General features: G+C 69.9%; 17 protein-coding genes. 7 read left to right on the top strand and 10 right to left on the bottom strand.

Annotation, left to right across the window (positions count from 1 at the left end; translation table 11 throughout):
* Positions 1-85 precede the first annotated feature (85 nt).
* Positions 86-967, top strand: coding sequence for a transporter (locus BLQ49_RS08645; RefSeq protein ID WP_091715017.1), 882 nt, complete (start codon positions 86-88; stop codon positions 965-967).
* Positions 968-1012: 45 nt separating this feature from the next.
* Here the strand turns inward: BLQ49_RS08645 and BLQ49_RS08640 are convergent, their stop codons facing one another.
* Positions 1013-2458: a homospermidine synthase gene (locus tag BLQ49_RS08640; RefSeq protein WP_091715015.1), complete on the bottom strand. Its 1446-nt coding sequence runs from the start codon at positions 2456-2458 to the stop codon at positions 1013-1015.
* Positions 2459-2830: 372 nt separating this feature from the next.
* Between BLQ49_RS08640 and BLQ49_RS29610 the strand changes: the two genes are divergently transcribed.
* The 4 genes from BLQ49_RS29610 (at position 2831) to BLQ49_RS08625 (ending at position 7760) form a co-directional block, all read left to right on the top strand.
* Entirely contained in the window at positions 2831-3007 is a 177-nt protein-coding gene (locus tag BLQ49_RS29610; protein WP_167627666.1) for a hypothetical protein, read from the top strand.
* 107 nt (positions 3008-3114) lie between these two features.
* Positions 3115-3789 (top strand): invasion associated locus B family protein, encoded by a 675-nt coding sequence (locus tag BLQ49_RS08635; protein ID WP_091715014.1) that lies wholly within the window; start codon positions 3115-3117, stop codon positions 3787-3789.
* A gap of 189 nt (positions 3790-3978) precedes the next feature.
* Positions 3979-7299 (top strand): hypothetical protein, encoded by a 3321-nt coding sequence (locus BLQ49_RS08630; RefSeq protein ID WP_244507509.1) that lies wholly within the window; start codon positions 3979-3981, stop codon positions 7297-7299.
* Positions 7296-7760, top strand: a complete 465-nt coding sequence (locus tag BLQ49_RS08625) for an AAA family ATPase (protein WP_091715010.1) — start codon at positions 7296-7298, stop codon at positions 7758-7760. The genes BLQ49_RS08630 and BLQ49_RS08625 overlap by 4 nt, the downstream gene beginning before the upstream one ends.
* A gap of 18 nt (positions 7761-7778) precedes the next feature.
* Here BLQ49_RS08625 and fliP read toward each other — a convergent pair whose 3' ends face one another.
* From fliP to BLQ49_RS08610, 3 genes are all read right to left on the bottom strand, one after another.
* Positions 7779-8495, bottom strand: a complete 717-nt coding sequence (gene fliP, locus BLQ49_RS08620; protein ID WP_244507514.1) for a flagellar type III secretion system pore protein FliP — start codon at positions 8493-8495, stop codon at positions 7779-7781.
* 65 nt (positions 8496-8560) lie between these two features.
* Entirely contained in the window at positions 8561-9628 is a 1068-nt protein-coding gene (locus tag BLQ49_RS08615; protein WP_091715008.1) for a flippase-like domain-containing protein, read from the bottom strand.
* A gap of 63 nt (positions 9629-9691) precedes the next feature.
* The gene (locus tag BLQ49_RS08610; RefSeq protein WP_244507508.1) at positions 9692-10120 is read right to left on the bottom strand and encodes a hypothetical protein; all 429 of its coding nucleotides are present in this window, start codon (positions 10118-10120) and stop codon (positions 9692-9694) included.
* A gap of 185 nt (positions 10121-10305) precedes the next feature.
* Here BLQ49_RS08610 and BLQ49_RS08605 point away from each other — a divergent pair, with 185 nt between their 5' ends.
* The gene (locus tag BLQ49_RS08605) at positions 10306-11616 is read left to right on the top strand and encodes a KpsE/RkpR family capsule polysaccharide export protein (RefSeq protein ID WP_091715004.1); all 1311 of its coding nucleotides are present in this window, start codon (positions 10306-10308) and stop codon (positions 11614-11616) included.
* A 95-nt stretch (positions 11617-11711) separates the two neighbouring features.
* Positions 11712-11996 carry a hypothetical protein gene (locus BLQ49_RS08600; protein ID WP_091715002.1) on the top strand — a complete coding sequence of 95 codons (285 nt, stop codon included), beginning with the start codon at positions 11712-11714 and terminating at the stop codon, positions 11994-11996.
* 517 nt (positions 11997-12513) lie between these two features.
* On the opposite strand, the gene flbD is transcribed toward BLQ49_RS08600, so the two are convergent.
* The 6 genes from flbD to sciP form a co-directional block, all read right to left on the bottom strand.
* Positions 12514-13875 carry a sigma-54-dependent transcriptional regulator FlbD gene (gene flbD / locus BLQ49_RS08595; RefSeq protein WP_091715000.1) on the bottom strand — a complete coding sequence of 454 codons (1362 nt, stop codon included), beginning with the start codon at positions 13873-13875 and terminating at the stop codon, positions 12514-12516.
* 60 nt (positions 13876-13935) lie between these two features.
* Positions 13936-14268, bottom strand: coding sequence for a flagellar motor switch protein FliN (fliN, locus tag BLQ49_RS08590; protein WP_091714999.1), 333 nt, complete (start codon positions 14266-14268; stop codon positions 13936-13938).
* Positions 14269-14278: 10 nt separating this feature from the next.
* The gene (locus BLQ49_RS08585; RefSeq protein WP_091714997.1) at positions 14279-14890 is read right to left on the bottom strand and encodes a FliH/SctL family protein; all 612 of its coding nucleotides are present in this window, start codon (positions 14888-14890) and stop codon (positions 14279-14281) included.
* Positions 14887-15945 (bottom strand): flagellar motor switch protein FliG, encoded by a 1059-nt coding sequence (locus tag BLQ49_RS08580; protein WP_091714995.1) that lies wholly within the window; start codon positions 15943-15945, stop codon positions 14887-14889. The genes BLQ49_RS08585 and BLQ49_RS08580 overlap by 4 nt, the downstream gene beginning before the upstream one ends.
* A gap of 25 nt (positions 15946-15970) precedes the next feature.
* Entirely contained in the window at positions 15971-17602 is a 1632-nt protein-coding gene (gene fliF, locus BLQ49_RS08575; protein ID WP_091714994.1) for a flagellar basal-body MS-ring/collar protein FliF, read from the bottom strand.
* Positions 17603-17822: 220 nt separating this feature from the next.
* On the bottom strand, positions 17823-18098 hold the full coding sequence (sciP, locus tag BLQ49_RS08570) for a CtrA inhibitor SciP (RefSeq protein ID WP_007569077.1): 276 nt from the start codon (positions 18096-18098) through the stop codon (positions 17823-17825).
* Positions 18099-18122: the final 24 nt, after the last annotated feature.

Genomic DNA, 18122 nt, shown 5'->3' with positions numbered 1-18122 from the left:
GGCTGTAACGGCGGGATGTTGGCGGTCCAGATGGGCGTCCAACCCTGATCGGCCCCGAATCACGGGGCTCTGATCTGGGGATCTCATGGCCGGATTTAGCCTGACGTCACGTGGGATCGCGGTGGTGACTCTTGCCATCTTGGGTGCCCCGGTCGCGACGGCCGCACGCGCCGGCTCTGCGGCCCAGCCGGGCCAAACCGTTGGTTTACCGGTGGGCGCTCAGCTTCCGGTTGGTCTGTATTTCGTGAACCTGTCGAGCTTTGGAGCACGCAGCACGCTGCCGCGTGACTCGACGACGAACGTCAACCTGCCGACCTTCGCTTGGGCGACACCCTGGAACGTCGCCGACGCCCGCCTTCAGTTCTTCTTCACGCAACCCGTCGCGGCGGCGAGCAGCCGCGGGGCGGCCTACCAGAGTGGGATCGGCCAGCAGCTCCTCGCCGCGCAGCTCGCCTGGGATCTCGGCGGTGATGTCGGCGTCAGCTACCTGTTCGGCGGCTACCTGCCGATCCAGACGCGCTTCCTGACCCAATCGGCCTCGCTGACCCACCGATTCGCGGCGAGCTACACCGGCCAGGATTGGAACCTCACCGCGAACCTGCTCTACGGCGTCTTCCTCGACACGCGCGCGCCCTCCGGGACCCTCTATCCGGACTACCTGAACCTTGATCTCACGATGACGCGGAAGTTCGGCAAGTGGCAGGTCGGCGCGGTCGCCTACGGGTCGAGCGACCTGCCCACGGGTGTCGGGAGCTACCGGCCGCAGGGGCAGATCGCGGTGGGCGGCCTCGTCGGGTACAATTTCGGGCCGGTGAACCTGCAGGCCTACCTCACCCGGGACGTGGTCCAGCGCAACTACGGTGGGCGCGAAACCCGCGGCTGGCTGCGGGCGATCGTGCCGCTGTACCAGGATGGGGGCGAGGTCGAGCCGAACCGCACGTTGGTGACGCGGCGTCAGGCGGAGTGAGCCAGACGGCGCCCTCCTCCCAGGAAGGGAGGAGGGCTTTTGCGCTCAGCCGTGCACCAGCACGTTCCGGAACTGCCACGGGTCGCTGGTGTCGATGTCCTCCGGGAACAGGCCCGGGCGGTCGGTCAGCGGCGTCCAGTCCGTGTACACGCCCACCACCGGGCCGAGATACGGGGTCTGGACCTCCAGGCAGCGGCGGAAATCCATCTCGTCGGCCTCGACGATGCCGGCCTCCGGGTTCTCCAGCGCCCAGACCATGCCGGCGAGCACCGCCGAGGTCACCTGCAGGCCGGTGGCGTTCTGGTAGGGGGCGATCCGCCGGGTCTCCTCGATGGAGAGCTGCGAGCCGTACCAGTAGGCATTCTTCTTGTGGCCGTAGACCAGCACGCCGAGTTCGTCGATGCCGTCCACGATCTCGGTCTCGTCGAGGATGTGGTGCTGCTCCTGCACCTTGGCGGCCTTGCCGAACATCTCGTGGAGCGACAGCACCGCATCGTCGGCCGGGTGGTACGCGTAGTGGCAGGTCGGCCGGAACACCGGATTCCCGCCCTCCTGCACCGTGTAGTAATCGGCGATCGAGACCGCCTCGTTGTGGGTCACGAGGAAGCCGAATTGGGAGCCGGCGGTCGGCACCCAGGTGCGCACCCGCGTGTCGGCGCCCGGCTGCAGCAGGTAGATGGCGCAGCGCGAGCCCTTCTCCTGCTCGCGGGCATTGGCGGGCTTCCAGGTCTCGTGCGTACCCCAGCCGAGCTCGGCCGGCTGGTTACCCTCGGAGACGAAGCCCTCGACCGACCAGGTGTTGACGAAGACGCCGCGCGGCTTCGGGTTCTTGGCGCGCTGCGTGTCCCGCTCGGCGATGTGGACGCCCTTGACGCCCAGATCCTTCATGAGCGCGGCCCATTCTGCCCGGGACTTGGGCTCGGGCCGCTGCAGGCCGGTATCCTGGGCGATGTTGAGCAGCGCCTGCTTCACGAACCACGACACCATGCCGGGATTGGCGCCGCAGCACGAGACTGCGGTCGGGCCGCCGGGCTTCTGAGCGCGGGCGTCGAGGATGTCCTCGCGCAGCGCGTAGTTGGTGCGGTCGCCCTGGCTCTTGGTCTTGTCGAAGTAGAAGCCCGGCCAGGGCTCCGCCACCGTGTCGATGTAGAGGGCGCCGAGTTCGCGGCAGAGTTCCATGATGGCGCGCGACGAGGTGTCGACCGACAGGTTCACGCAGAAGCCCTGGCCGCCGCCCTCGGTGAGCAGGGGTGTGAGAACCGCGCGGTAGTTCTCGGGCGTCAGCGCCACCTTCTCGAAGTGCAGGCCGTGCTTCTCGGCCAGCGCCCGGTGGGTATCGACCGGGTCGATCACCGTGAAGCGGGCCTTGTCGTACTCGAAATGGCGCTCGATCAGGGGCAGGGTGCCCCGACCGATCGAGCCAAAGCCGATCATCACGATGGGACCGCTGATGCGGCCATGGATCGGGTGACGGGTCGGCTGATCGGTCATTCAGGATATCCTCAGGATCTGACGGACGCCGTGGGCATCCGTGCGGTCTGTCCAGCGGGCGGGTTATGGCGCGCATGTGACACTGCGGCGACAGCTTCGCCCACGCGCTGCGGCGCGGCCGATGGGGCCATCGCCGAACGCGGCTCAATGGCGGCTCGCCCCGGCGCGGTCAACCATCCGCTGCATTGCGACGTAAACACAACGTTGACGTGCTACCCCAAAGGCTATGATCTGAGCGCATGAAACGTCCGCGCTCCGACCCGTGGCCGGCTCTGATCGCAGCGCTCATATTGCGTTGCAACAAGGCCGCCAAGACGGCCGCGTAACGAGGGGCCCGGAAGCGTCCGAGCCACAGCCCTGTCGGAGTCCGTCATGCTCGCTCTCATCGCCTCCCGGATCCCCGGCCCGGTCTCCGAGACCGCCGATCGTGATCCCGGCTTCCTCACCCTGGTGTTCGCCTGCGCCCGCGCTGTCCGCACCGGTGCCGAAACCTCCTTCGCACGCCGCTGCGCCCTGGCCCGCGCTGCCGGCGGCCCGAACCCGCTCTGAGGATCCGGCCCAGGCTGCCGGCTTCGGCCAGGGCGGAGAATTTGCGTCATCCCCGCTGGGGCTTTAGGCGGCTCTGCCGTTCCATGGCCCCGGGGGTTGTTGATTCCATGCCGACGATTCGCGCGCTCCTGCGCTCCAGCCTGACCGTCACGCTGCTGCTCGCCGTTCCGCTGGCGGCGCCGCGCGCTCAGGATGCCGAGCCGGAGGCCGCCCCGTCCGAAGCGCCGCACAAGGCCCGGCCGAAGCCCAAGCCCAAGCCCGCCCCGAAGCCTGCGGCCAAGCCCGCGGCGGAGGCGACGCCGGCCGCCGCGCCGGTGCCGGCCCATGCCGCTTGGCCGACGGGCGCGAGCACCGTGACCGAAAGCTACGGCGACTGGTCCATGACCTGCACGCATCCCGGCGAGAAGATCATCTGCATCGTCGCCCAGTCGCAGGGTGATTCGCAGACGGGCCGGCGCAAGTTCGGCATCGAACTCCAAACGCCGAAGGACGGGCGCGCCGAGGGGATCGTGCTGATGCCCTTCGGCCTCTCGATCGAGCCGGGCATCAGCTTCAAGCTGGACGAGCAGACGCTCGGCAAGGGCGCGCCCTACACCGCCTGCGGACCGGACGGCTGCTTCGTGCCGATCAGCTTCCCGACCCTCGCCATCGACGGCATGCGGACCGCCAAGAAGCTGTTCGTGATCGGTCATAAGTCCGGCAGCAGCGACGACGCTACGATCACGGTCCCGCTGGAGGGGTTCGGACAGGCCCTCGACCGGGCCGTCGCCCTGAGCGGCTGACGCGCGGCGATCCGGTCGATTTGCGGGTTACGGTTAAGGCCGCGTTAGTGGCCCCACCGCAGGATGGCCGCGACATGTGGCGCCGCGCGCCGCGGCCCTGCCGGTGCCGCGCGCCGGGATCGGATCGGCGAGGCAATGGGATCGGAGGGTGGGCGACCCCGGATCGGTCGAGGGATCGGGGCGCGGCTGTTGCGCGCCTCGCTGCCGTTGATCGCCCTGCTGGCGGCTGTCGATCCGGCGCTGGCCGCCAAGCTCATCGGCGCAAAGGGTGGTGAGACCGGCAACGGTCCCGGCGGCTACGGCCGCATCGTGCTCACCTTCGACAAGCCCGTCTCGGTCAAGACCAAGCTCGCCGGCGGCGTGCTGCTGATCGGCTACGGGGAGCGCGTCGCCCCCGGTCCCGAGCGTCTGGCCGAGGAGATGCCCGCCTACGTCTCGAGCGTCCGGCGCGACCCGGACGGAACCGGGCTGCGGGTCGCCTTGCAGCGGCCTTACCGGGTCAACCTGCAATCGGCCGGCGAGCGCGTGTTCGTGGATCTGCTGCCGGAGGGATGGTCCGGCCTGCCACCGCCGCTGCCGCCCGAGGTGGTGGCCGACCTCGCACGCCGGGCGAGGGCCGCCGAGGAGGCGCTCAAGGCCCGCATCCCCGAGCCGGTGCGCAAGCCGCTGCCACTGGAACTCGCGCTCCTCCCGACCTTGACCCGCCTGTCGCTGCGCCTGCCCCCGGAGGCTGTCACGACCGTGACCACCGAGGGCTCCACGACGCGGCTGCGGATCGTCGGGGCCTGGACCATCGACCCGGGGGAAACCCGCGGGCGCCCGCGCCCCGGGATTGCCAAACTGGCGACGGAGACGGACGCAACTTCTGCGAGCCTGCTGGTCACTCCTGCGGACGGATTCAGGATCGGCACCGATCGCGACGACGACGCGATGATCCTCGACGCGGTCCGACGCAAGCCGCCGGAGCCCGCCAAGACCGTCGTCGAGGTGCCCGGGCCCGCACGGCCAGAGCCGGCGGCCCCCCCGCCGACCATCCCGACATCCGCGCCGCCGGCTCCAGCCGAAGCCGCAACGGGTCCCGGTCGTGCTGCCGAGGCGCCGCCGAAGCGCCAGGCGGGGTCCGGTGCCGTCTTCCCGTTTCGCACCCTGCCGCCCGCCGTACTGTTCGAGCGCGGCGGCGTGGCCACGCTCGCCTTCGAAACCGCCGAGCCGGTTACCCCATCGAAGGGTGGGCAGGGCCTCGTTCCAGTAGGGACGCAAACCCGGACCGGACCGCTGACAATCGTCCGCTTCGCGGTGCCGCAGGGCCGGCTGATCGATCTCAACGCGGTATCCACCGAGAGTGGGTCCGGATGGGAACTCTCGGCTGGCGACACCCTGAGCGCGAGCGACACGATCGATCCTGTGCGCAAGCCCGATCCGTCGGGTCGCATTGCTGTCTCGCTCGGCTTGCCGCGGCCGGGCTCGGCGACGTGGCTCGATCTCGATGGCGAGCGCATCGCGGTGGTTACCTCGGCCGCCCAGCGCCCCGTGGGCAATCCGAAGAACCGGCGCTTCGTGGATTTCGAGATCCTGCCGAGCCGACACGGGCTCGCGGTGCTCGCCAGCGCCGACGATCTCGTGGTGCGGCCCGAACTCGATGCCGTGACGATCGGCCGGGCGGGCGGCCTCGCCGCCTCCGCGACCGCGCGCAAGACCGAGGAGGTCCTCGCCGACACGGGCATGCTCGCCGTCGCGCCGGAGGCCTGGGACCGGGCGCGAACCGGAAATGTCCGCGATACCCTGCGCGGGCTCCTCAATGCGGATGCCGCTTCGGTGCCCGCCGAGCGCGGCCCGGCGCGGCTGGCGCTCGCGCGGGCCTATCTGGCCAACGGACTCGATCCCGAAGGTCTAGCGGCCCTCGAGACTGCGGCCGCCGAGGATCCGCTGCTGGCCGGCCAGCGCAACACCGCCCTGCTGCGGGGCCTCGCGCTGGTGCGGATGGGGCGGAACGCGGAGGCGCTGAAGGCGCTGTCCGTCCCGGTCCTGAGCGGGGATGCGGAAGGCGCGCTGTGGCGGGCGATGGCGGCGGCCGGCGCCGGGGACTGGAAGGCCGCCGAGACCGGCTTTCTCAAGGTCCTGCCGCTCGCCGAGGGCTATCCCGCCGATCTCGCGCAGACGATCCGCGCCACCGCGGCGGAATCGGCGATCGAGAATGGCGATGCCGAGACCGCCGCCGCCCGTGCCGAGGACGCCCGGGACCTGCCGGCCTGGATCCGCGACCGGCTGGCCCTGGTCCGCGCCCGCGTCTCCGAGGCGACGGGTCAGATCGAGGCGGCGCTCGATTCCTATGCCCGCCTGGAAACGGTCGCGGTCCGCCCGGTTTCGGTCGAGGCGAGCCTGCGGGGTACGCTGCTGGCCCGGGCTGCCGGAAAGCTGAGCGCCGACGCCGCGATCGAGCGGCTGGAACGCCTCGCCATGATCTGGCATGGCGGCGCGGTCGAGGACGGCATCACCGCCGGCCTCGCGCGCCTCAATCTCAGTGCCGGCCGGTGGCGCGAGGCCTTCGCGGCGGTACGCCGGGCCAACGCGTTCGCGCCGAACGCGGACAGCTCGGCGGCGCTCACCCGCGAGGCGCAAACGGCCTTCGAGAACCTGTATCTGACCGACAAGGGCGACGCGCTGCCCGGAGTCGAGGCCGTGGCTTTGTTCTTCGATTTCCGGGAGCTGAGCCCGATCGGGCGCCGTGGCGACGAGGTGGTGCGCCGGCTCGCCGACCGACTCGTGAGCCTCGACCTCCTCGAACCCGCCGCCGACCTCCTGCAGTACCAGATCGACAACCGGCTCAACGGGCCGGCCCGCTCCGCCGTCGCGGCACGGCTCGCAACGGTGCGGCTGATGGACGACAAGCCGTTGCAGGCGCTCAAGGTCCTCGACGCCACCGAGCTGCCCGAGCTGCCGCACGAGCTGAGGCGCGCCCGCGGTCTGATCCGCGCTCGCGCCCTGTCGGACCTAACCCGCACCGATCTCGCCCTGGAGACGCTTGAGGGGGAGAGCGGTCCCGATATCGAGCGCCTGCGGGCCGATATCTTCTGGGGTGCCCGGCGCTGGCGCGAAGCCGGCGAGACGCACGAGGCGCTGCTCGGCGAGGTGTGGCGCACCGGCCAGCCCCTGGACGACCAGTCCCGGGCCGACGCCATCCGCGCCGCGATCGCCTACGATCTGGCGGGCGAAACGATCGGTCTGGAACGCCTCAAGGCGAAGTTCTCCGAGGCGATGGCGGCAAGCCCGGACGCGCGCACCTTCGCGCTGCTCACAGGGGCTGATCCGACCCGCGCCCCGGGCTTCCGCGCCGTCGCGGCCCGCGCCACGAAGGCCGAGACGCTCTCGGCCTTCCTGGCAGAGTACCGCAAGCGCTACCCGGACGCCGCCGCCCCTGACCGGGGCAAGCCGGCGGCCCCCGGCGGTCCGGCGCAGGCGGCCGGCGAGCAGCAGAGCAACGCCGGAGCCGGAACCCCGCCGCCCGGATGAGCGGGACCCGTATCATCGATCCGGACGCCTTTCTGGAGACCGGAGCGGGCCGCGTCTGGACGCCGGAGCGGAATGCCGAAGCCTGGCGCTGCGCCCTCGAGACGCTGCGCCGGTGGCTGGAGGCCGGATCCGTCGCGCGGCTGGTGATCGTCTGCGGCCTGCAGGGGGCGGGCAAATCCAGCTGGATCGCCCGGCAGACGTCGGAGTCCGGCACGGTCTATGTCGACGCTGCGCTGCCCGGTGCGCGGCATCGCGCCCCGATCATCGCGTTGGCCCGATCCCACAAGGTCGCGGTCGAGGCCGTCTGGATCCGCACGCCGCTCCTGGTCGCCCTGGAGCGGAACCGTCAACGTGCCGAGGACCGCCGCGTGCCCGAGGCCAGCATCCGCTCGGTCGACCGCCTGTTCGCTCCGCCAACGCCCGACGAGGGTTTCGCGCGGGTGCGCGTCGTGGAGAACTGAGCGCCGGTCCAGGCGATCCTATCCGCCGTAGCTCTGCACCAGCGAGCCCGCCACCAGGGTCCATCCATCGACCAGCACGAAGAAGATCAGCTTGAAGGGTAGCGAGACCGTCGCGGGGGGCAGCATCATCATGCCGATCGCCATCAGCACCGAGGCGACCACGAGGTCGATGATCAGGAACGGGATGAACAGCAGGAAGCCGATCTCGAAAGCGCGCCGCAACTCCGAGATCATGAAGGCCGGGGTGACGATCTCGAGGCCGACATCCTCCGGGCCCTTCGGCGTGGGCACCTTCGCGAGGTCGAGGAACAGCTTGAGGTCCTTCTCGCGGACGTTCTTCAGCATGAAGGTCTTGAACGGCGCCGAGGCGCGCTCGAAGGCCTGGGTCTGGGTGATCCGCCCGGCGATCAAGGGCTCGATCCCGGCGCTGTAGGCCGCCCGGCCGGTGGGCGCCATCACGAACGCGGTGAGGAACAGCGCGAGGCTCACGAGCACCGCCGTCGGGGGTGCGGTCTGGGTTCCCAGCGCCGAGCGCAGGAGCGAGAGCACCACGACGATCCGGGTGAAGGCCGTAGCCATCACCAGCACGGAGGGCGCCACCGCCAGGACGGTGATCAGCGCCACGAGCTGAAGCGCGCGCTCCGTGGTGCCGCCGGCGCCGAGATCGAGGGTGACGCTCTGGGCCAGAGCCGGTGCGGCGAGCAGCAGGACGGCGAGCGCCGGGATCGCGGCCAGGCCCGGACGGAGATATCGCCTCAGGCCAGGGTGGGTCGAAACGGTTGTCACGTCGGGAATCGGGATCACGGGCGGTCGCAGGTCGGTGCAGTGGGGCGCACGCCGTCGCGGCGCGCTTCGAGGTTCTGCCAGACGAGGAGCGAGGGCAGGCCGAGTACAACGTCGGGCACCCGGCGGGCGAGGGACAAGGCGATCGCCGTCCCGGGATCGATGCCGAACAGGCCGCAAACCAACACAAGACCGCCTTCCTGCACGCCGAGCCCGCTCGGGACCAGGAAGGCGGCAGCCTTGATCGCCTGGCTGAGCGCCTCGATCACCAGGATGTCGGTGAGGCCGATATGGTCGATCCCGATGCAGGTCAGGACGACAAGCACCTCGGCCGCGCCGAGGAGCCATGCCACCGCGTGCAGAGCGCAGGATTGGGCGAGGCGTCCCCGCCGACCCGCACCCCAGACCGTATCGAGCGCGCCCTGGATGCGCCGGGTCGGCTCCGGGCGGGCCTCGGCCTCGCGCACGAAGCGCCGGCCCAGCGCCGCGATCCGGTCCTCGACGTGCCGCACGATCCCGGTTCGCTGGAGCGCGAAGAAGGCCGTGACCGCGAGCGCTGCCACCGCGAGGACGCGCAGGGTCCAGTCGGCGAGCTCGGCGGCTTGCGCCCCTTCGATTTGGCTCAGGAGTCCGGCCCCGAGACCCGCGAACAGGGCAAGGGTCCCGACCTGAAACAGCAGATCGGCGAGGACCGAGGCTGCGGCCAGCGACCCGGCCACGCCCCAGAACGTCAGGAGCCGCGCCCCCAGGACCTCGCCCCCCACCGAGGCGACCGGCAGCAGGACGTTGATGCCCTCGCGCACGAAGCGCAGGATCAGGCAGGCCGAGGCCGGGGCCGGGGCCAGCCCGTCGAGGATGCGCGCCCAGGCGATCCCGCACACGATCAGGACCAGCGCGCGCACCAGCGTGACGCCGACGAAGCCCGCCACGCCGATCCGCCCGAATGCCGCGGCCACGGCTCCGAGGTCGTTGGTGGCCACGAGCCAGACCGCAAAGCCGAGCCCGATGAGCGTGCCGAGGAGCGGCAGGCGGCGCACTAGGGCGCGGACGAGCCGGCGCTCCCCGGATCTGCGCGCCTCCTTCACGGTCGCCGCGTGCGCGTTGCGCGTCGGTAAGCGGGCACCAGGGGTGGCTCCAGGTTGTGCCGGTCAGCGGGCCGGTGGCGATTCGTCATGTGCCACCGCCGCTAGAGCGGTATTGGGGCCGAATTCAGGGGACGGGCGGCGCGGTGGGATAGGATGCAACACGGTGGCGAGGGCCTCCGCCGGCGTGGCTTCGGGGTCGAGGAGGATGACGCGGCCGGCCGCGAGGCTCGCGCCGGTGGCGACCGCGATGGCGCGCTTCGGGCACGGGCCGAGGCAGCCCGATTCGACGATGCGGAGCTTCCTCCGGCTCCCCGATGCGTCCCGGGTGGCCTGCTTCCCGGCCTTCTTCAGGAGCGCGCGCACGGCCGCTGGGCGCAGACCCTGCCGCTTCGCGCATTTGGCGCAGACGACCACGATCTCGGTGAGCTTGGTCTTGGCCAAGCGGCCGGCAGGGCGGCGATCCGAATCGCCCGGTGAGCGTGACTCTGTCATCATTTCGAGACTCTAGGGCGCGATACCGGGGTCGGACTACGTCGCCTGTCGCCGCGGACCGGCGGGCGCAGAGGGGTGCCATAAAAAGGGCCTAAAAGAACGGGATTCCGGAACCCGCGTACGGGGCCGCCGGACGGCTGTCACCGCATAGGCGGAACCGGCGCAGACCCAGGAACAAAGAGCGGATGAGCTTCGACGACGTCAAAGACGACACGCGCGAAGGCGAGATCGTGACGTTCGGCGCATCGGCGATGACCGAGCTGCGGCGGAGCGCGGAGACGATCCAACCCGTGCCGGAGAAGCGGAGCGCCCGGGCGCTGGCCGCCTCCATACGCCAGCGCCTAGACTGGAACCGGCTGCCGGGCCTGCGCCCGCGTCAGGAAGATACGTCGAGCTACGGCGCGCGGATTCTCCGCCGCGTCAGCCTGTTCGTGCTGCTGCCGACCCTCGTGATCGGGTTGTACCTGTTCGGCTTCGCGTCGAATCAGTACATTGCCGAGGCCGAATTTACGGTCCGCGGTAACGTCGAGCCGATGGAAAATATCTCGCTCGGCCAGTACACGAGCTTGATCCAGAAGCACAATAGCCAGGACAGCTTCATCGTCCGCGACTACATCGTCAGCCAGACCATGGCCGAGGCTCTGGAGAAAAGCATCGGCCTGTCTAAAATATTCTCGCGCCCCGAGGCCGATTTCTGGACGCGCTACAATCCGAACGACCCGATCGAGGATCTGACCAAGTACTGGCGCAAGCACGTCGAGGCGCATATCGACTCGATCTCGGGTGTGATCCGCCTGTCGGTCCGGGCCTTCACCCCCGAGGATGCCCTGACCATCGCCCGCGAGGTGGTGGCGCGCTCCGAGACGCTGATCAACGACATCTCGAAGCGTGCGCAGACCGACATGGTCGCCCAGGCTCAGGCCGACGCGCAGACCGCACAGGAACGCCTGCGCAAGGCGCACCTCGCCCTGCAGACCTTCCGCAACCAGTGGGGCGTGATCGATCCGATCAAGACCGCCGAGGGAACCCTGACCACCCTGACGCTGCTGCGCAAGGACAGGCTCAAGGCCGAGAACGACCTGCAGGTCCTGCGCAGCTCCAGCCTGGACGAGCGCTCGCGCTCGATCCAGACCCTTGTTGCCAACATCGCGGCCATCGACCAGCAGATGAAGACGCTGCAGGACGAGATGACGAGCGCCGGTGCGGCGGCTGGCGGCACGAACCTGACCGAAGCCCTGCTCGAGTATGAGGGCCTCCTTGTCGAGCGGACGATCGCCGAGAAGCTCGAGGAATCGGCCAACATGCTGTTTGATCGCGCGCGCGTCGCGGCCGGCAAGCAGCACATCTTCCTGGCGACCTTCGTGCCGCCGGTTCTGCCGACCGACAGCCTCTACCCTGAGCGGGGCCACACGCTGTTCGTGACGTTCTTCTGCTTCCTGGTGATCTGGAGTTCGTCCTCGCTCCTGCTCGCGGGCATTCGCGATCAACGGATGTAGGCAGCGCGAGCCTCTGGATCCCGCATCGCCCGGTCTGTAGACAGGGGCGGCCCGGTGATCCGGGCACCTTGAGCGAGAGTGAAGTCGAACGGTCCATGTCGGATTTCTCCGATCTCGTCGCGAAGGCGATTCAGCCATCGATGACCCGGGAGGAGCGCGAAGCGGTCTACACCGTGGTGCGGCAGGCCGTGCTCCGCCTGCAGGAGCGGGAGGCCCTCCCGCCCCAGGATCCACGTGTCGCGCTCCAGCGGCATCTGGTCGAGGAGACGATCCGGGACGTCGAGGGCGACGTCGCCCGCTACGCGTCCCTGCGGAAGCTCGATGCGGCCTTCGCCGCCCAGAACGATGCCAACCAAGCGGGGCGGACCGGGCGTCGGTAGAAGCCTTCGAGGGTTGCGGCGGGCTCGCGTCAGCGGAGCAGCTGCCAGGGGCATGCATCGCAGTGGGCGCCGACGTTTCAGAGCGAGCCGGGGCGAAGTCCGCGCTGGCCTTTTCTTTGCCCGCGACGGGTTATCTGTTCACGCATATCAGGCTGATCGGCCGGGTTCCCTTCGCGTCGCTTGCGGGGTGAGGTCCGCACGAATCGCGTGGTCCGTGCGCGACACGGGCACGTAGCGGGAGCGGCGGTGAGGGGCCCACATCGGATGAGGCTCATCCGTTCGAACGACCTCGTCGTCGGCTGCCGCCTCGCCGCGCTCCGTCGCACAGAGTGGACGCGGCCCCCTTCCAGCAAGCGGACGATGGAACGACCCACTCCGCTGCAGCGCAAACCGCAAAGCATCGGGTGACTTCATAAACCCGGACGGAGGGGCGCCCCCGCCGTCAGCCAATTCGGAAAACCGCACAGGGCACCGCCCGTCCTGTCTAATCCGGGATCCTGCGAACCCCGGCTCCGGATCACCCGCAGGCCACGCTCGCCCGCACGCCACCCGGCTCCGCCACGTCGAGGCCCGCCGAGACATACTCGTTGAGCTTGTTGCGCAGCGTCCGAATCGAGATCCCGAGGATCTTGGCCGCATGGGTGCGGTTGCCGAGGCAATGGTCGAGGGTGTCGAGGATCAGGTCGCACTCGACCTGTGCCACAGTCCGCCCCACCAGTCCGCGGGTCGCAGCCTCGGCGGCCTGCGCGGCGCGGCTTGCCGGTCCCTCCGCGGCGATCATCTCACCGTCAGGGGACAGGATCGCCTCGGGTCCGATCGCGTCACCAACGGCCAGCAGTACTGCCCGGTGGAGGGTATTCTCCAGCTCGCGCACGTTGCCGCGCCAGGGGTTTTTCAGCACCAGCGCGCGTGCCTCGGGGGACAGCATCCGGACGGGCACCCCGTTCACCGCAGCGTATTTCTTGGCGAAATGCGTGGCGAGTTCCAGGATGTCGGCCGGCCGCTCACGCAGGGGCGGCAGCTTCAGCGCCACGACGTTGAGGCGGTAGAACAGATCCTCGCGAAACGTGCCCTTCCGGACCTCCTCGGCCAGATTGCGGTTCGAGGTCGCGAGCACCCGGATGTCGACCCGCACCGGGGCAGTCCCGCCGACCCGGTCGATCACCCGCTCCTGCAGCGCCCGCAGCAATTTCGACTGCAGGCGCACGTCCATCTCGGAAATCTCGTCCAGCAGCAGCGTGCCGCCATTGGCCTCCTCGAACCGGCCGATGCGCCGGGCGACCGCACCGGTGAACGCACCCTTCTCGTGGCCGAACAGCTCCGACTCGAGCAGCGCCTCGGGGATCGCCGCGCAGTTGACCGAGACGAAGGGCTTGCCCGCCCGGTTAGACTTCAGGTGGACGTGCCGGGCCAGCACCTCCTTGCCGGTACCGCTTTCGCCGGTGATCAGCACCGAGGCCTCGGAGCGGGCGACCTGCTCGGCAAGCTTGACCACACGCTCCATCGACGGATCGCGCCAGACGAAGGCGGCGCGGTCGGTGGCGACCGCCTCCAGCACCGCGGCGATCATCTCGGGGTCGGGGGGGAGGGGAATGTACTCCTTGGCACCGGCCCGGATCGCCGCCACCGCGGCCGACGCGTCCGACGAGACCCCGCAGGCGACCACGGGGGTGCGGATCCGCTCCGCCTCCAGGGCCGCGACGAGCGCGGCGATGGGCAGCGACACGTCGATCATGATCAGATCGGCGCCGCGGGCACGCAGCACGTTCAGGCCTTGCGGCACCGCATCGGCCTGCGTCACGGAGGCGCCGCGCTGCATCGCGATCTTCGAAGCGGTGATCAGCTCGCCGTTGAGCCGCCCGATCATCAGGAGCCGCATGGTTCGTTCCTCTCAAAGCACTTGGCGCGGACAGCCCCCCGGCGTCCGCGTTCCGAAAAATCACTCGCCCTTGACGATCTCGGTCATCGTCACGCCGAGCCGGTCCTCGACGAGGACGACCTCGCCGCGGGCGACGAGGCGGTTATTGACGAACACGTCGATCGCTTCGCCGACCTTGCGGTCGAGCTCCAGCACGGCGCCGGGCGCCATCCGGAGCAGGTCGCCGATCGGCATCCGGGCCGAGCCCAGCACCGCCGAGACCATCACGGGCACGTCGAAGAGCTGCTCGAGGTCGGCCGCGGATTTCGGCGTCGTCGGCGCGTCGCGGATCGAGCCCGCCGCGTAGTCGGTGTCGTTCTCGCCGAGCTGGGGCAGGCTGAAATCGTCGGACATCGGGCTCCCTTCAGGAATGCGGGGTCAGGCCGAGGGCGTCCAGGACCGCCGCCTCGATGCGGGCGCGCTCCCGGACGATGCCGCCGTCGGCCCACTCGATGCGGGCATCGCCCGCCGCCATGTCGGGGTCGCCGAGCACGACGAGCCGGCCCTCGTAGCCGCGCTCGCGCGCCAGGCGCTTCATCAGGGTCTCGGCCTCCTCGACGAGGCTGTCATGGACCCGTACCACCAAGTGAGGCACGCCGCGCAGGTGCTGGAGGGCCGATCGGGCCGCCTCGCCGATGCCGGCCAGCGGGGCCGCGTCCAGGGCGTCGCCCGCGACCTTCCGGGCGATCAGCATCGCGACCTCGACGGCTTGGACCTCGCGCTCGGCATCGCGCGCGTCGGCCTGGGCGATAAGGCCCGCCGCGGCCAGGGCCAGCCGGTTCAGGGCATCGGCGAGGCGGCCCTGGATCTGCGCCTCGGCCTGAACCCGGCCTTCCTGCAAGCCGCGGGCATGCGCCTCCGCCTCGGAGCGGGCCGCGGCTTCGGTGGCGCGCTGCGCCTCGGCACTCGGACGTGCGCTGCGGAAATCGGTCTCGAACAGGAACGGCTTGGCGCTCCGGGCGGATTGGACGCTCAATAGACCAGCTCCTCCTCGGCGCTATTCTTGGCGATCATGATCTCGCCCTTCTCGGCCAGATCCTTGGCGATCTCGGTCATCTTGGCCTGCGCCTCGTCGACCTCCTTGAGGCGGACCGGGCCGAGGGAGGCCATCTCATCCGTCAGGTTCTTGGCCGCGCGGGTCGACATCTGCTGCATGAAGAAGGCCCGGGTCCTCTCGTTGCCGCCCTTCAGGGCGCGGCACAGGGTTTCGTTGTCGACCGAGCGCATCAGGGTCTGGACGCTGCCCGGATCGAGCTTGAGCAGGTCCTCGAAGGTGAACATCAGTTCGCGGATGCGCTTGGCCGAGCCGCGGTTGGCCTGATCGAGGGCGGCGAGGAAGCGGCCCTCCGTCTGCCGGTCGAAGGCGTTGAACACATCCGCCATCATCTCGTGCGCGTCGCGGCGCTGGGTCTGGGCGATGGTGGAGACGAACTCGACCCGGAGGGTTTCCTCGATGTGGCGCAGGGCCTCCTTCTGCACCGTCTCCATGCGCAGCATCCGGTTGAGGACGTCGATGGCGAAATCCTCGGGCAGGATGGTCAGCACCTTGGCGGCGTAGTCGGCCCGCACCCGGGAGAGCACCACGGCCACGGTCTGTGGGTATTCGTTGCGCAGGAACGAGGCGAGGATCTCCGGATCGACCTGGGCGATCGAGGCCCAGACCCGCTTGCCGGACGCGCCCTTGATCTCCGCCATGATCAGCGAGACCTGATCGCTCGGAAAGATCTTCAGGAGCAGCGCCTCGGTCCGCTCGAAGTTCGACGAGATGCCCCCGCTGTTGCTGAGCTTCGTCACGAACTCGATGATTAGCTTCTCGACAGTGGCGACCTCCAGCGTGCCCAGCTGGACCATCGCGTGGCTGACCTTCTTGACCTCGTCCTCCTCCAGCATCTGCCAGATCGGGGCGCCTTCCTCCTCGCCGAGCATCAGCAGGAGCGCGGCCGCGCGCTGCGGGCCGGGCATGGACGCGAAGCTGTCGCCGCCCACCGCCGCCAGGGTATTCGCCAGACCTGTCCCCGCACCTGCCGCCATCGTCCTGCCCTCGACGCCCTACGCTTCACTCTTCCTGGATCCAGCCGCGCAGCACCTCGACGGTCTCGGCCGGGCTCGCCCGGACCATGTCGACCACGCGCTGGACGGTCTCGGCCTGGACCTGGCCGTTGATCTTGGCGAACTCCATCAGCCGGGCGGTCGGGTTGTCGCGGTCGATGACCGTGATCGTCGCGCCGGGGCTCGCACCCGCGGGCGCATCGCCGGCCATCGCCATCCCGGGCCCGGCGAGCGACGGCGGCACCGGCACCGGCGCGAGCACCTGACGCACCAGCGGGCGCACCACGGTGAGGAGGACGATGAGGGTGAGCAGCGCCAGCACGCCGAGTTCGGCCATGCGCAGCACGTCCTCCTTGGTGGGGGCGAGCAGCGACTGCATGAGCGACGGCTCGGAGAATTGCGGCAGGCTCGGCGCCTCGGCGAAGCGCAGGTTCACCACCTCGATCTGGTCGCCCCGGGCCTTGTCGAAGCCGACCGCGCTGCGCACCAGGGCGGTGATCCGCTCGATCTCGGCGGGCGCGCGGGGGCTGTAGGTCTGCTTGCCGTCGGTCGCCGTCGCGTAGACGCCATCGACCACGACAGCCACCGACAGACGCTTGATCCGGCCGCCCTCGGCGATCTCGGTCTTGGTGACCCGGGAGATCTCGTAGTTGGTGGTTTCCTCATTCTTGTTGGTGACGTCCTTCGGTGCGGGCGGCTTGTCGCCGCCGTTGGCGCCGGGCAGCTCGTTGCCGACGCTGACCTGCCCGTCGGCGTTGCTGGTCTGTGAGGCCTCGGTGCGGGTCTGCGCGGAGCGGACGACCCGGCTCTCAGGGTCGAAGGTCTCGGAGCGGCTCTCGATCCGGTTGAGGTCGAGCTCGGCGTTGACCTGAACTCGGGCCCGGCCTGGACCCACGATGCCGGCGACCACGTCCTCGATCTGGCCGCGCAGGCGCCGCTCCAGGGCGACCTGCCGATCCTCGAAGCCGGCGGCGGCGTCGGCCTCGGCGTCCCGGGCGCCGTCGGCGAGCAGCCGGCCGCGCTCGTCGACGATCGAGACCCGCTCGGGTTTCAGGCCCTCCACCGCGGAGGCCACGAGGTGGCGGATCGCCCGGACCTGCCCGGCATCGAGGTCGCCCATCAGCTTCAGGACGATGGCGGCGCTCGGGTTCTCGCGGTCGCGCTCGAACAGGCGGCGCTCCGGCAGGACGAGGTGGACGCGCGCCGCCTGGACCCGGCCGATCGCCCGGATCGAGCGGGCGAGCTCGCCCTCCAGGGCGCGCAGGTGGTTCACGTTCTGCACGAAGTTGGTGGACGAGAACGCGTCGCCCTTGTCGAAGATCTCGTAGCCGACGCCACCCTGGGTCGGCAGGCCCTTGCCGGCGAGGTCCATGCGCAGCTTGGCGAGGTCGGCCCGGGGCGCCAGGATGGTCTGGCCGGCATCGCCCCGCGTCTCGTAGCGGATGCCGCGGCTGTCGAGGTCGCGGACCACGGCGGCCGAGTCCTGCATCGACAGGTCCGAGAACAGCACGCCCATGTCGGGGCGCGAGACCCGCAGGATGATGAAGGCGAAGAAGCCGATCAGCGTCAGCGTCACCGCCGCCATGGCGGCGATCCGGGCCGGTCCGAGCTTCGTGACGAGATCGAGGACCGGCTTCACGGGCGAGTTCGCTGCACTCTGAACGCGATGCGAGCCCCAGCGGCTCGCCCGGCAGAATTTGCCCAGGCCATGGTTAGCGGGCCGTTAATGCGCGGATCGGCAGTCGCTCGCGGTGGCAGCCCAAACGTCACGAAGCCGCGCCCGGGGTCGGGACGCGGCTTCGCTAGGCTTCGGGCTTGGCCGGTTCGGGCGAACTGACCCATCCCCGACGACGCCCGGATCAGTGCCGGTAATGCTGGATCCGCGTGGTGCGCAGGCCGGCGAGCCCGTGCTGGTCGATGGAGAACTGCCAGCTCAGGAATTCTTCGGTGGTCAGCGTGTAGCGCTTGCAGGCCTCCTCCAGGCTGAGGAGGCCGCCACGTACGGCCGCAACCACCTCGGCCTTGCGCCGAATGACCCAACGGCGGGTGCTCGGAGGCGGAAGGTCCGCAATGGTCAGCGGGCTACCGTCGGGCCCGATTACGTACTTCACTCTCGGGCGGCTAGGTTCGGTCATGATACGCTCTACACTCGACTGACC

The sequence above is a fragment of the Methylobacterium phyllostachyos genome (assembly GCF_900103445.1).
GTDB classification, from domain to species: domain Bacteria; phylum Pseudomonadota; class Alphaproteobacteria; order Rhizobiales; family Beijerinckiaceae; genus Methylobacterium; species Methylobacterium phyllostachyos.
The sequence above is the reverse complement of the archived record's forward strand: the minus strand, read 5'-3'. Positions and strand labels throughout refer to the sequence as shown.